Here is a 12641-nt window from a genome sequence, read left to right as displayed (position 1 = left end):
CAGACATGAGCCGTTCCGCCCACCCCGCCGGGCCCCGTCACGCCGATGTCCTCCCCGAAGGGCACTACAGCGCCCCGCCGGCCGATCTCAACGCGCTCGATCCCAAGGTCTGGGCTCGGACCGTGAGCCGTAACGACGAAGGACAGGCGACCGTCGGCGGGCTCAGCGTGACCGCGCTCGCCGAGGAGTTCGGGACCCCCGCCTACTTCCTCGACGAGGCCGACTTCCGCGCCCGCTGCCGCGCCTGGGCCGACGCCTTCGGCCAGGAGGCGGACGTGTTCTACGCCGGGAAGGCCTTCCTCTCCCGCGCCGTCGTCCGCTGGCTGACCGAGGAGGGGCTCAACCTCGACGTCTGCTCCGCCGGCGAGCTCTCCACCGCCCTCTCCGCCGGCATGCCCGCCGAGCGCATCGCCTACCACGGGAACAACAAGTCCGAGGAGGAGATCCGGCGTGCCGTCGAGGTCGGCGTCGGGCGGATCGTGCTCGACTCCTTCCAGGAGATCGTCCGCGTCGCCCACGTCGCCCAGTCCCTCGGCGTCCGCCAGCGCGTCCAGATCCGGGTGACCGTCGGCGTCGAGGCGCACACCCACGAGTTCATCGCCACCGCGCACGAGGACCAGAAGTTCGGCATCGCCCTCGCCGGCGGGCAGGCCGCCGAGGCCGTGCGCCGGGCGCTGAGCCTCGACGGGCTCGAGCTCATCGGGATCCACTCCCACATCGGGTCCCAGATCTTCGACATGGCTGGTTTCGAGGTCTCCGCCAGGCGTGTGGTCCAGCTGCTCGCCGAGGTGCGCGACGAGCACGGCGTCGAGCTCCCCGAGATCGACCTCGGTGGCGGCCTCGGCATCGCGTACACCTCCGACGACGACCCCCGCGAGCCCCACCACATCGCCAAGGCCCTCAAGGAGATCGTCGCCCGCGAGTGCGACGCGGCCCGGCTCGCCACCCCGCGCATCTCCGTCGAGCCCGGCCGCGCCATCGTCGGGCCGACCGCCTTCACGCTGTACGAGGTCGGCACCGTCAAGCCCCTCGAAGGGCTGCGTACGTACGTCTCCGTCGACGGCGGCATGTCGGACAACATCCGCACCGCGCTGTACGACGCCGAGTACAGCGTCGCCCTCGTCTCGCGCGTCAGCGACGCGGCGCCGATGCTCGTCCGCGTCGTCGGCAAGCACTGCGAGAGCGGCGACATCGTCGTACGGGACGCGTTCCTGCCCGCCGACATCGCGCCCGGCGACCTGGTCGCCGTCCCGGCCACCGGCGCGTACTGCCGGTCCATGGCGAGCAACTACAACCACGCCCTCCGCCCGCCCGTCGTCGCCGTCCGCGACGGCGAGGCGCGCGTCATCGTCCGGCGTGAGACGGAGGAAGATCTCCTGCGTCTCGACGTCGGGTGATGCTGGTTTTATGGAGGGGCACCCCAAACCCCCGAGATATCTCAGGATCCGGACGAGGGACAGAAACCCTCGTCCGGTGAGTGAGACTGGTCCCACCGTAGAGATACGAAGTAGTACGAGAAACGAGGTCGGATGATGCGTACGCGTCCGCTGAAGGTGGCGCTGCTGGGCTGTGGAGTGGTCGGCTCAGAGGTGGCGCGCATCATGACGACGCACGCCGACGACCTCGCCGCGCGCATCGGCGCCCCGGTCGAGCTCGCCGGCGTCGCGGTCCGCCGGCCCGACAAGGTCCGCGCGGGCATCCCCGCCGAGCTGATCACCACCGACGCCACCGCCCTGGTCAAACGGGGCGACATCGACGTCGTCGTCGAGGTCATCGGCGGCGTCGAGCCCGCCCGTACGCTCATCACCACCGCCTTCGAGCACGGCGCCTCCGTCGTCTCGGCCAACAAGGCGCTCATCGCCCAGGACGGCGCGAGCCTCTACGCCGCCGCCGAGGAGCACGGCGAGGACCTCTACTACGAGGCCGCCGTCGCCGGGGCGATTCCCCTGATCAGGCCGCTGCGCGAATCCCTCGCCGGCGACAAGATCAACCGCGTCATGGGCATCGTCAACGGGACCACCAACTTCATCCTCGACCGGATGGACTCGAACGGTGCCGGGTACAGCGAGGCCCTCGACGAGGCCACCGCGCTCGGGTACGCCGAAGCCGACCCGACCGCCGACGTCGAAGGCTTCGACGCCGCCGCCAAGGCCGCCATCCTGGCCGGGATCGCCTTCCACACCCGCGTACGTCTCGACGACGTCTACCGCGAGGGCATGACCGAGGTCACCGCCGCCGACTTCGCCTCGGCCAAGCAGATGGGCTGCACCATCAAGCTGCTCGCGATCTGCGAGCGGGCCGCCGACGGCGAGTCCGTCACCGCGCGCGTGCACCCCGCGATGATCCCGCTGAGCCACCCGCTCGCCTCCGTCCGCGAGGCCTACAACGCGGTCTTCGTCGAGGCCGAGGCCGCCGGGCAGCTCATGTTCTACGGCCCCGGCGCCGGCGGCGCCCCGACGGCCTCCGCCGTCCTCGGCGACCTGGTCGCCGTGTGCCGCAACAAGCTCGACGGGGCCACCGGCCCCGGGGAGTCCGCGTACACCCAGCTGCCCGTGAGCCCCATGGGCGACGTGGTGACGCGGTACCACATCAGCCTCGACGTGGCCGACAAGCCTGGCGTACTCGCCCAGGTCGCGACGGTCTTCGCCGAGCACGGCGTATCGATCGATACGGTGCGCCAGCAGGGCAAGGACGGCGAGGCCTCCCTCGTCGTCGTCACCCACCGCGCGCCCGACGCCGCCCTCTCCGGGACCGTCGAGGCGCTGCGCAAGCTCGACACCGTGCGCGGTGTCGCCAGCATCATGCGTGTTGAAGGGGAGTAAGGACCCATGACCAGCAAGGGCACCCACCAGTGGCGCGGCATCATCGAGGAGTACCGGGACCGTCTTCCGGTCACGGGCACGACGCCGGTCGTCACGCTCCGTGAGGGCGGCACGCCGCTCGTTCCCGCTCAGGTCCTCTCCGAGCGCACGGGCTGCGAGGTGCACCTCAAGGTCGAGGGCGCCAACCCCACCGGTTCCTTCAAGGACCGCGGCATGACGATGGCCATCTCCAAGGCCAAGGAGGAGGGCGCGCAGGCCGTCATCTGCGCCTCCACCGGCAACACCTCGGCGTCCGCGGCGGCTTACGCGGTACGCGCCGGCATGGTGTCCGCCGTCCTCGTCCCGCAGGGCAAGATCGCGCTCGGCAAGATGGGCCAGGCCCTCGTGCACGGCGCGAAGATCCTCCAGGTCGACGGCAACTTCGACGACTGCCTCGACCTGGCCCGCGCGCTCTCCGACAACTACCCGGTCGCGCTGGTCAATTCCGTCAACCCGGTCCGTATCGAGGGTCAGAAGACCGCCGCCTTCGAGATCGTGGACATGCTGGGCGACGCCCCCGACATCCACGTCCTGCCCGTCGGCAACGCCGGCAACATCACGGCGTACTGGAAGGGGTACCGGGAGTACGCGGCCGACGGCCTCGCCGCCCGCACCCCGCGCATGTGGGGCTTCCAGGCCTCCGGCTCCGCGCCGCTCGTGCGCGGCGAGATCGTCAAGGACCCGTCGACGATCGCCACCGCGATCCGTATCGGCAACCCGGCCTCGTGGGACTACGCGATCGCCGCGCGCGACGAGTCGGGCGGCTTCATCGACGAGGTGACGGACCGTGAGATCCTGCGCGCCTACCGCCTGTTGGCCGCGCAGGAGGGCGTCTTCGTCGAGCCCGCCTCCGCCGCGTCCGTCGCCGGTCTGCTGAAGGCCGCCGAGCAGGGCAAGGTCGACCCGGGGCAGCGGATCGTCTGCACCGTCACCGGCAACGGCCTGAAGGACCCCGACTGGGCCGTCGCCGGCGCGCCGCAGCCGGTCACCGTCCCGGTCGACGCGGCCGCCGCGGCCGAGCGCCTCGGCCTGGCCTGATCCGACCCCCTCGCCCGGGGGTTCCCATCGGGGTGAAACCCGATCAGGAACGTACATAGGCGCACAGGAAGGCTTGCGACACGCATCGTGCGCCTCCTGTGCGCCCTATGTCGCCACAGAACCTTCCTTCGATAGGCTGTACCGAACCCGCCCCGTTGCATATGCGCGGTGTCGTTGCCGTTGTCGCCCCCGAGGCAGAAGCGGCCCCCGGGTTTCCGTGTACTTCTCTTGAAAACCCGTAGTCGCAAGTCAAGGAGAGTCATCGAGCGATGGCCGGTCCCGCGTTCCGCGCCGCCGCCGTAAGGGTGCGCGTTCCCGCCACCAGCGCCAACCTCGGTCCGGGCTTCGACGCCTTCGGCCTGTCGCTGGGTCTCTACGACGACGTCGTCGTCCGGGTCGCCGACTCCGGGCTGCACATCGACATCGCCGGAGAGGGCGCCGACACGCTCCCGCGCGACGAGAGCCACCTGCTCGTACGCTCCCTGCGTACCGCCTTCGACCTGCTCGGCGGACAGCCGCGCGGTCTCGAGGTCGTCTGTGCCAACCGCATCCCGCACGGCCGCGGCCTCGGCTCCTCCTCCGCCGCCATCTGCGCCGGCATCGTCGCCGCCCGCGCCGTGACGATAGGCGGCGACAGCCGCCTCGACGAGGCGGCCCTCCTCGAACTCGCCACCGAGATCGAGGGACACCCCGACAATGTCGCCGCCTGTCTGCTCGGCGGCTTCACGCTCGCCTGGACCGAGTCCGGCGCCGCGCGGGCGATCAGGATGGACCCCTCCGATTCCATCGTTCCGGTGGTTTTCGTCCCCGGGAAGCCCGTACTGACCGAGACCGCCCGCGGCCTGCTGCCGCGCACCGTCCCGCACGTCGACGCCGCCGCCAACGCCGGTCGCGCCGCGCTCCTCGTGGAGGCGCTCACCCGCCGTCCCGAACTGCTGCTCTCGGCCACCGAGGACCGGCTCCACCAGGAGTACCGGGCCCCCGCGATGCCGGAGAGCATCGCCCTGGTGAACCGGCTGCGGGCGGACGGAGTCCCCGCGGTCATCTCCGGCGCGGGACCCACGGTGCTCGCGCTGGCCGAACACGGGTCGGCCGACAAGGTCGCCCGACTGGCGGGCGAGGGATGGGCCGCGAACCGGCTCGACCTCGATGTGTCCGGAGCGAGTGTCCTGCCGCTGGCGCCATAGGGACACGTGATTGCCGGTGAGGGAGAGGGGGAATGTTTGTTGGAGCCGGTAGTGTTAACCTCAAGTCAGCACCCGGCGCCTTTGTGGCGCGGTGCTGAGTGTCCCCATCCGGGACCACCGATTCTTCCGGGAGCCTCCCCAACTGCCTGAGCAGCCTGCCTGAGCAGTTTCGAGCACGCTCCGGAACCGGCACGACACCCCTCGCTCATCCTGTGTGAGGGCCGAGCAGGGGGCCTCGGGCCGGACCCAAGCACGTTTTTTCTCTTCCGCCGTACCCGGCGGGACCACCGCCCCGACACGGACCACAAGCCAGGACCGTTGTCGGACAGCACAACCGGTCGCCGAGCCAGATGGCCGACGTCCGCTCCAGGGAAGGACCCTTCGTGAGCGACACCACCGATCTGATGGGCGTGACTGCCGACAACACCGTCGACAATTCCGCGCCCGCCGCAGGTGCTGCCACTGGCACCACCGCACGGCGCCGCCGCTCCGGCACCGGCCTCGAGGGCATGGTCCTGGCCGAGCTGCAGCAGGTCGCGTCCGGCCTCGGCATCAGGGGCACCGCGCGGATGCGCAAGAGCCAGCTGATCGAGGTCATCAAGGAGGCGCAGGCCGGCGGCGGTACGTCCGCCCCCGCCAAGGCCGCCGCCGACACGGCTGAGACCAAGCCGAAGCGCCGCGCCACCTCCAAGGCCCGTACGGCCGAGAGCGCCGCCGAGACCGCTGCCCCCAAGGCGGAGAAGGCCGAGCAGGCCGTCGCCCAGCAGCAGATCGACATCCCCGGCCAGCCGGCCTCCGACGACCAGCCGGCCGGTGAGCGCCGCCGTCGTCGCGCCACCGCGCCCGCCGGCAGCCCCGAGGGCGAGGCCAAGGGCGAGACCGCCCAGGCCGTCAAGACCGACACCAAGGCCGACACCCGGACGGACTCCCGAACCGAGTCCCGTACGGACGCGTCCGCCGAGGCCAAGGCCGAGAGCGCCGCCGACACCGCCGAGGGCCGCGGCCGCCGTGACCGCGGCGAGCGGGGCGAGCGCCGTGACCGCGGCGAGCGTCAGCGCGACCGCCGCGAGCGTGGCGGCAAGGGCGACGACCAGCAGGGCGGCGGTGGCCAGGGCGGCCAGCGTCAGCAGCGTCAGGGCGGCGGCCAGCAGCAGAACACCGGCCCGCAGGACGACTTCGACGACGAGGGCGGCCGTCGTGGCCGTCGCGGCCGCTACCGCGACCGTCGTGGCCGTCGTGGCCGTGAGGACTTCGCGACCGGCGAGCCGCAGGTCGCCGACGACGACGTCCTGATCCCCGTCGCGGGCATCCTCGACATCCTCGACAACTACGCGTTCATCCGGACCTCCGGCTACCTGCCCGGCCCGAACGACGTGTACGTCTCGCTCGCCCAGGTCCGCAAGAACGGCCTGCGCAAGGGTGACCACGTCACCGGCGCCGTGCGCCAGCCGAAGGAGGGCGAGCGCCGCGAGAAGTTCAACGCGCTGGTGCGCCTGGACTCCTCGAACGGCATGGCCGCCGACTCCGGCCGCGGTCGCCCCGAGTTCAACAAGCTGACCCCGCTCTACCCGCAGGACCGGCTCCGTCTGGAGACCGACCCGGGTGTGGTGACCACGCGGATCATCGACCTCGTGTCGCCGATCGGCAAGGGCCAGCGAGGCCTGATCGTGGCCCCGCCGAAGACCGGCAAGACCATGATCATGCAGGCGATCGCCAACGCGATCACCCACAACAACCCCGAGTGCCACCTGATGGTCGTCCTGGTCGACGAGCGTCCGGAAGAGGTCACCGACATGCAGCGGTCGGTCAAGGGCGAGGTCATCTCCTCGACCTTCGACCGTCCGGCCGAGGACCACACCACCGTCGCCGAGCTGGCCATCGAGCGCGCCAAGCGCCTCGTGGAGCTGGGTCACGACGTGGTCGTCCTGCTCGACTCGATCACCCGTCTGGGCCGCGCGTACAACCTCGCCGCCCCGGCCTCCGGCCGCATCCTGTCCGGTGGTGTCGACTCGACCGCGCTCTACCCGCCGAAGCGCTTCTTCGGTGCCGCGCGGAACATCGAGGACGGCGGCTCGCTGACCATCCTGGCCACCGCGCTGGTCGACACCGGCTCGCGCATGGACGAGGTGATCTTCGAGGAGTTCAAGGGCACCGGCAACATGGAGCTCAAGCTCGACCGGAAGCTCGCCGACAAGCGCATCTTCCCGGCCGTCGACGTCGACGCCTCGGGCACGCGTAAGGAAGAGATCCTGCTCGGCAGCGACGAGCTCGCCGTCACCTGGAAGCTGCGTCGTGTGCTGCACGCCCTCGACCAGCAGCAGGCGATCGAGCTGCTGCTCGACAAGCTCAAGCAGACGAAGTCGAACGGTGAGTTCCTGCTCCAGATCCAGAAGACGACTCCTGGCGGGAACAACGACTGAGGCGAGACCTCAGTCACACGGCGCGGAACCGGCCTCGGGGCCGTGACCCTGCCGTGACCTGGACAAACCATCGCGCCCACCGTGCCCCGCACGGTGGGCGCGATGCGTTGTGGAGCGTCGCTCTGCGAAACCTCTCAGGTTCGTATGCAACCCTTTCGGGTGCTTCGCCGTCACAGAAGGTGAACCATAGACCTGGGGTATCGAGATGACCGAGCAGAACAAGGGCGGCCGAATACGGGGCAGCGGCCGCCGCCGCAAGCAGCCCGCCAAGGGCCGACGCGCGGTGACCGTCGCCGCCTGGAGCGCCGCCGCGATCGTCGTGGTCGGCGGCTCCGGCCTCGGCTACGCCTACGTCAAGCTCGACGGCAACCTGAAGAGCGTGGACATCAACGCCCAGCTCGGCACCGACCGGCCCAAGAACGTCGACAACGGCTCGATGGACATCCTGGTGCTCGGCTCCGACTCCCGCTCCGGCGACAACGGCGCCTACGGCAAGGACGAGGGCGGCGCCCGCTCGGACACCGCGATGGTCGTCCACGTCTACGAGGGTCACCAGAAGGCCAGCGTCGTCTCCATCCCGCGCGACACCCTCGTCGACCGCCCCGCCTGCACCGACGAGCGCGGCGCCGCCGTCCGCGCCGACAAGCGGGCCATGTTCAACACCGCGTACGAGGTCGGCGGACCGGCCTGCGCCGTGAAGACCGTCGAGTCGATGTCCGGGATCCGCATGGACCACTACATCGAGGTCGACTTCACCGGCTTCAAGGAGCTGATCGACAAGCTCGGCGGCGTGGAGATCACCACGACCGCGCCCATCAAGGACACCAAGAGTCATTTGGACCTCGCCCCGGGCACGCACACCCTCGACGGCGAGCAGTCGCTCGGCCTGGTCCGCACCCGCAAGAGCGTCGGCGACGGCAGCGACCTCGGCCGCATCCAGCTCCAACAGGCGTTCATGAAGGCCTTCATGGACCAGGTCAAGGACATCGGCGTCCTCACCAACCCGAAGAAGCTCCTCGACGTCGCGGACACCGCCACCAAGGCGATCACCACCGACTCCGAGCTCAACTCGGTCAACGAACTGAGGAGCTTCGCCCAGGGGCTCGGCAAGCTCGGCTCCGAGGACGTCCACATGGTCACGATGCCGGTCCGGTACGACCCCGCCGACCCGAACCGCGTCCTCCCGCTCCAGGCCCAGTCCCAGCAGGTCTGGCAGGCGCTCAAGGGCGACAGGCCGATCCCGGCCGCCGCCACCGAGGACGCCGCCACCGGCAAGGCCGACGGCGTCGTGCGATAGCCCCCGGGCCGGCCGCGCCAGGCGCCGTACCCGGCCCGGAATAGTTTCACCACGGACCCGGTTTTGGGAGATACGGCCGGTCCTGGCAGACTGGTACGTCGGCCCCGGTTCACGCAGGTGCATCCCGCACGGCGACCCGGAGCCCTCCCGAAACTAGGAGACACCTTGAAGCGCGAGATCCACCCCGAGTACGTCGAGACCCAGGTCAGCTGCACCTGTGGCGCGTCGTTCACCACTCGTAGCACGCTGACCGACGGCACCATCCGTGCCGAGGTCTGCTCCGAGTGCCACCCGTTCTACACGGGCAAGCAGAAGATCCTCGACACCGGCGGCCGCGTCGCCCGCTTCGAGGCCCGCTTCGGCAAGGCTGCGGCCAAGAAGTAGCACGTCACTGCGCCGGTCCTTGGTCGCTCCCCCCGGGAGCTACCGGACCGGCGCTTTGCCGTCCCCGCAGCCCGTTCGTACGAAAACCAGGAGCCCCCGATGTTCGAGGCGGTCGAGGAACTGATCGGTGAGCACGCCGATCTCGAGACGAAGCTCGCTGACCCTTCGGTCCACGCGGACCAGGCCAACGCGCGCAAGCTGAACAAGCGTTACGCCGAGCTGACCCCGATCGTCGCCGTCTACCGTTCGTGGAAGCAGAACGGTGACGACATCGAGACCGCCCGCGAGCTGATGCACGACGACCCCGACTTCGCGGCCGAGGTCAAGGAGCTGGAGAAGCAGCGCGAGGAGCTGACCGACAAGCTGCGGCTGCTGCTCGTCCCGCGCGACCCCAGCGACGACAAGGACGTCATCCTGGAGATCAAGGCCGGCGCGGGCGGCGACGAGTCCGCCCTGTTCGCCGGCGACCTGCTGCGGATGTACCTGCGCTACGCCGAGCGCGTGGGCTGGAAGACCGAGATCATCGACTCCACCGAGTCCGAGCTCGGCGGCTACAAGGACGTCCAGGTCGCCGTGAAGACCAAGGGCGGCAACGGCGCGACCGAGCCCGGTCAGGGCGTCTGGGCGCGGCTGAAGTACGAGGGCGGGGTGCACCGCGTGCAGCGCGTGCCCGCCACCGAGTCGGCCGGCCGGATCCACACCTCCGCGGCCGGTGTCCTCGTGACCCCCGAGGCCGAGGAGATCGACGTCGAGATCCACGCCAACGACCTGCGCATCGACGTGTACCGCTCGTCCGGTCCCGGCGGTCAGTCCGTCAACACGACCGACTCCGCGGTCCGCATCACGCACCTGCCGACCGGCATCGTCGCCTCCTGCCAGAACGAGAAGAGCCAGCTCCAGAACAAGGAGCAGGCCATGCGTATCCTGCGCTCCCGGCTGCTCGCCGCCGCGCAGGAGGAGGCCGAGTCCAAGGCCGCCGACGCCCGTCGCAGCCAGGTCCGTACCGTCGACCGGTCCGAGAAGATCCGGACGTACAACTTCCCGGAAAACCGGATCTCGGACCACCGCGTCGGCTTCAAGGCGTACAACTTGGACCAGGTGCTCGACGGCGACCTGGACTCGATGATCCAGGCCTGCGTCGACGCCGACTCTGCAGCCAAACTCGCCGCGGCGTAAGTTCCGTAAGCCCCACCCCGTACCACGGAGGACCAGCGTGAACCTGCTGCTTGCCGAGGTGGCCCAGGCCACCCAGCGGCTGGCCGACGCCGGCGTTCCCTCTCCGCGTTTCGACGCGGAGGAGCTCGCCGCGTTCGTGCACGGCGTCAAGCGGGGGGAGCTGCACAACGTCAAGGACGTGGACTTCGACGCCCGCTACTGGGAGGCGGTCGCCCGCCGCGAGGCCCGCGAGCCGCTCCAGCACATCACCGGCCGGGCGTTCTTCCGCTATCTGGAGCTCCAGGTCGGGCCGGGCGTCTTCGTGCCCCGGCCCGAGACCGAGTCGGTCGTCGGGTGGGCCATAGACGCCGTGCGCGCCATGGACGTCGTCGAGCCGCTGATCGTCGACCTGTGCACCGGCTCGGGCGCCATCGCGCTCGCCATGGCGCAGGAGGTGCCGCGCTCGCGCGTGCACGCCGTCGAGCTCTCCGACGACGCGCTGGTGTGGACCCGCAAGAACGCGCGGGGCTCACGGGTCACCGTCCATCAGGGCGACGCGCTGACCGCCCTCCCCGAGCTCGACGGCCAGGTCGACCTGGTCATCTCCAACCCGCCGTACATCCCGCTCACCGAGTGGGAGTACGTCGCTCCCGAGGCCCGCGACCACGACCCGGAGATGGCGCTGTTCTCCGGCGAGGACGGCCTCGACACGATCCGCGGGATCGAGCGCACCGCGCACCGGCTGCTGCGCCCGGGCGGCCTCGTCGTGATCGAGCACGCGGACACCCAGGGCGGCCAGGTGCCGTGGATCTTCAACGAGGAGTCGGGCTGGGCGGACGCCGCCGACCACCCGGACCTGAACAACCGCCCGCGGTTCGCGACCGCCCGCAAGGCGATGCCGTGAGCCGCCCCGCCCTCACCCGCACCGCTCTGACCCGCACTGCCCTGACCACGCTTGTGTACGAGGAGGCCCGCTAAATGGCTCGGCGATACGACTGCAACGAGGCGACCGACCGTGTGACCGGTCTGCGCGAGGCCGCGTCCGCCGTGCGCCGCGGCGAGCTGGTCGTGCTGCCCACCGACACCGTGTACGGGATCGGTGCGGACGCCTTCTCCGCGGAGGCGGTCTCGGACCTGCTCGACGCCAAGGGCCGGGGCCGCAACATGCCCACGCCCGTCCTCATCGGCTCCCCGAACACGCTGCACGGGCTCGTCACGGACTTCTCCGAGCAGGCGTGGGAGCTCGTCGACGCCTTCTGGCCGGGCGCGCTCACGCTGGTCGCCAAGCACCAGCCCTCGCTCCAGTGGGACCTCGGCGACACCCGGGGCACCGTGGCGATCCGGATGCCGCTGCACCCGGTCGCGATCGAGCTGCTGACCGAGGTCGGCCCGATGGCGGTCTCCTCGGCCAACCTCACGGGACACCCGTCCCCGGAGGACTGCGACGCGGCCCAGGGCATGCTCGGCGACTCCGTCTCCGTCTACCTCGACGGCGGCCCGACGCCCGGCATCGTGCCGTCCTCGATCGTGGACGTCACGGGCAAGGTGCCGGTGCTGCTGCGGGCCGGCGCGCTCTCCCCGGAGGAGCTCCGGAAGGTCGTACCCGACCTCGAGGTGGCCAATTGACCGCCCCTGAGGGGCGTGGCATAGCGGGGCACGAGAGCAGTTCCTTCCGCATCCTCCACGTCAGCACCGGCAACGTCTGCCGCTCGCCGATCACCGAGCGGCTGACCCGCCATGCCCTGAGCGACCGCCTGGGCGACCCCCGGGGCGGCGGCCTGATCGTGGAGAGCGCGGGCACCTGGGGCCACGAGGGGGCCCCGATGGAGGCCAACGCGGAGCTGGTCCTCGCCGACTTCGGCGCGGACTACAGCGGCTTCGTCGGCCGCGAGCTCCTCGACGAGCACGTCATCCGCGCGGACCTGGTCCTGACGGCGACCCGGGACCACCGGGCGCAGGTCATCTCGATGGGGCACTCGGCGGGTCTGCGCACCTTCACCCTCAAGGAGTTCACCCGTCTCGTGCGGGCCATAGATCCCGCGACGCTGCCCGACCCGCTGGGCGACGGCATGGTCGAACGCGCGCGTGCGCTGGTGCGTGCCGCGGCGGCTCTACGCGGGTGGCTGCTGGCCCCGACCGCCGAGGCGGACGAGGTCCACGACCCGTACGGCGCTCCGATCACGTTCTTCCGTTCCATCGGCGAGGAGATCAACACGGCCCTGGATCCCGTGGTGACGGCGCTGACGGGAGTGCCCACGCGCCGTTGAGCGACGGACAGGGCGCGGCCGTAGGGCCAGTC

Annotated in this window: 11 protein-coding genes; all 11 read left to right on the top strand. The window is 70.7% G+C overall.

Annotation, left to right across the window (positions count from 1 at the left end; genetic code table 11):
- Positions 1-5: 5 nt before the first annotated feature.
- Complete coding sequence (gene lysA / locus ACIPPS_RS01790) at positions 6-1397, top strand: diaminopimelate decarboxylase (protein ID WP_401425593.1); 1392 nt, start codon at positions 6-8, stop codon at positions 1395-1397.
- Between the two features lie 132 nt (positions 1398-1529).
- Complete coding sequence (locus ACIPPS_RS01785; RefSeq protein ID WP_401425591.1) at positions 1530-2822, top strand: homoserine dehydrogenase; 1293 nt, start codon at positions 1530-1532, stop codon at positions 2820-2822.
- Between the two features lie 6 nt (positions 2823-2828).
- A complete protein-coding gene (gene thrC / locus ACIPPS_RS01780; protein ID WP_401425589.1) occupies positions 2829-3899 on the top strand; it encodes a threonine synthase in 1071 nt (356 codons plus the stop codon).
- 269 nt (positions 3900-4168) lie between these two features.
- On the top strand, positions 4169-5086 hold the full coding sequence (thrB, locus tag ACIPPS_RS01775) for a homoserine kinase (RefSeq protein ID WP_362003829.1): 918 nt from the start codon (positions 4169-4171) through the stop codon (positions 5084-5086).
- A gap of 383 nt (positions 5087-5469) precedes the next feature.
- On the top strand, positions 5470-7506 hold the full coding sequence (gene rho, locus ACIPPS_RS01770; protein WP_401425585.1) for a transcription termination factor Rho: 2037 nt from the start codon (positions 5470-5472) through the stop codon (positions 7504-7506).
- 205 nt (positions 7507-7711) lie between these two features.
- Complete coding sequence (locus ACIPPS_RS01765; RefSeq protein WP_401425583.1) at positions 7712-8803, top strand: LCP family protein; 1092 nt, start codon at positions 7712-7714, stop codon at positions 8801-8803.
- 165 nt (positions 8804-8968) lie between these two features.
- On the top strand, positions 8969-9187 hold the full coding sequence (gene rpmE, locus ACIPPS_RS01760) for a 50S ribosomal protein L31 (protein WP_137993330.1): 219 nt from the start codon (positions 8969-8971) through the stop codon (positions 9185-9187).
- A 99-nt stretch (positions 9188-9286) separates the two neighbouring features.
- Complete coding sequence (gene prfA / locus ACIPPS_RS01755; RefSeq protein WP_401425580.1) at positions 9287-10363, top strand: peptide chain release factor 1; 1077 nt, start codon at positions 9287-9289, stop codon at positions 10361-10363.
- 37 nt (positions 10364-10400) lie between these two features.
- The gene (prmC, locus tag ACIPPS_RS01750) at positions 10401-11246 is read left to right on the top strand and encodes a peptide chain release factor N(5)-glutamine methyltransferase (RefSeq protein ID WP_401425578.1); all 846 of its coding nucleotides are present in this window, start codon (positions 10401-10403) and stop codon (positions 11244-11246) included.
- Between the two features lie 74 nt (positions 11247-11320).
- Positions 11321-11968, top strand: coding sequence for an L-threonylcarbamoyladenylate synthase (locus ACIPPS_RS01745; protein WP_401425576.1), 648 nt, complete (start codon positions 11321-11323; stop codon positions 11966-11968).
- On the top strand, positions 11965-12609 hold the full coding sequence (locus ACIPPS_RS01740) for a protein-tyrosine-phosphatase (RefSeq protein ID WP_401425573.1): 645 nt from the start codon (positions 11965-11967) through the stop codon (positions 12607-12609). The genes ACIPPS_RS01745 and ACIPPS_RS01740 overlap by 4 nt, the downstream gene beginning before the upstream one ends.
- The last annotated feature ends 32 nt before the right edge of the window (positions 12610-12641 follow it).

It is taken from the genome of Streptomyces sp. NPDC090127 (assembly GCF_044746945.1).
Classification (GTDB): Bacteria; Actinomycetota; Actinomycetes; order Streptomycetales; family Streptomycetaceae; genus Streptomyces.
This window is presented reverse-complemented; position numbering and strand designations above follow the sequence as displayed.

Coding starts and splice junctions, on each gene's coding strand:
- lysA (WP_401425593.1), top strand. CDS start 6: ATGAGCCGTTCCGCCCACCCCGCCGGGCCCCGTCACGCCGATGTCCTC.
- ACIPPS_RS01785 (WP_401425591.1), top strand. CDS start 1,530: ATGATGCGTACGCGTCCGCTGAAGGTGGCGCTGCTGGGCTGTGGAGTG.
- thrC (WP_401425589.1), top strand. CDS start 2,829: ATGACCAGCAAGGGCACCCACCAGTGGCGCGGCATCATCGAGGAGTAC.
- thrB (WP_362003829.1), top strand. CDS start 4,169: ATGGCCGGTCCCGCGTTCCGCGCCGCCGCCGTAAGGGTGCGCGTTCCC.
- ACIPPS_RS01765 (WP_401425583.1), top strand. CDS start 7,712: ATGACCGAGCAGAACAAGGGCGGCCGAATACGGGGCAGCGGCCGCCGC.
- prfA (WP_401425580.1), top strand. CDS start 9,287: ATGTTCGAGGCGGTCGAGGAACTGATCGGTGAGCACGCCGATCTCGAG.
- ACIPPS_RS01745 (WP_401425576.1), top strand. CDS start 11,321: ATGGCTCGGCGATACGACTGCAACGAGGCGACCGACCGTGTGACCGGT.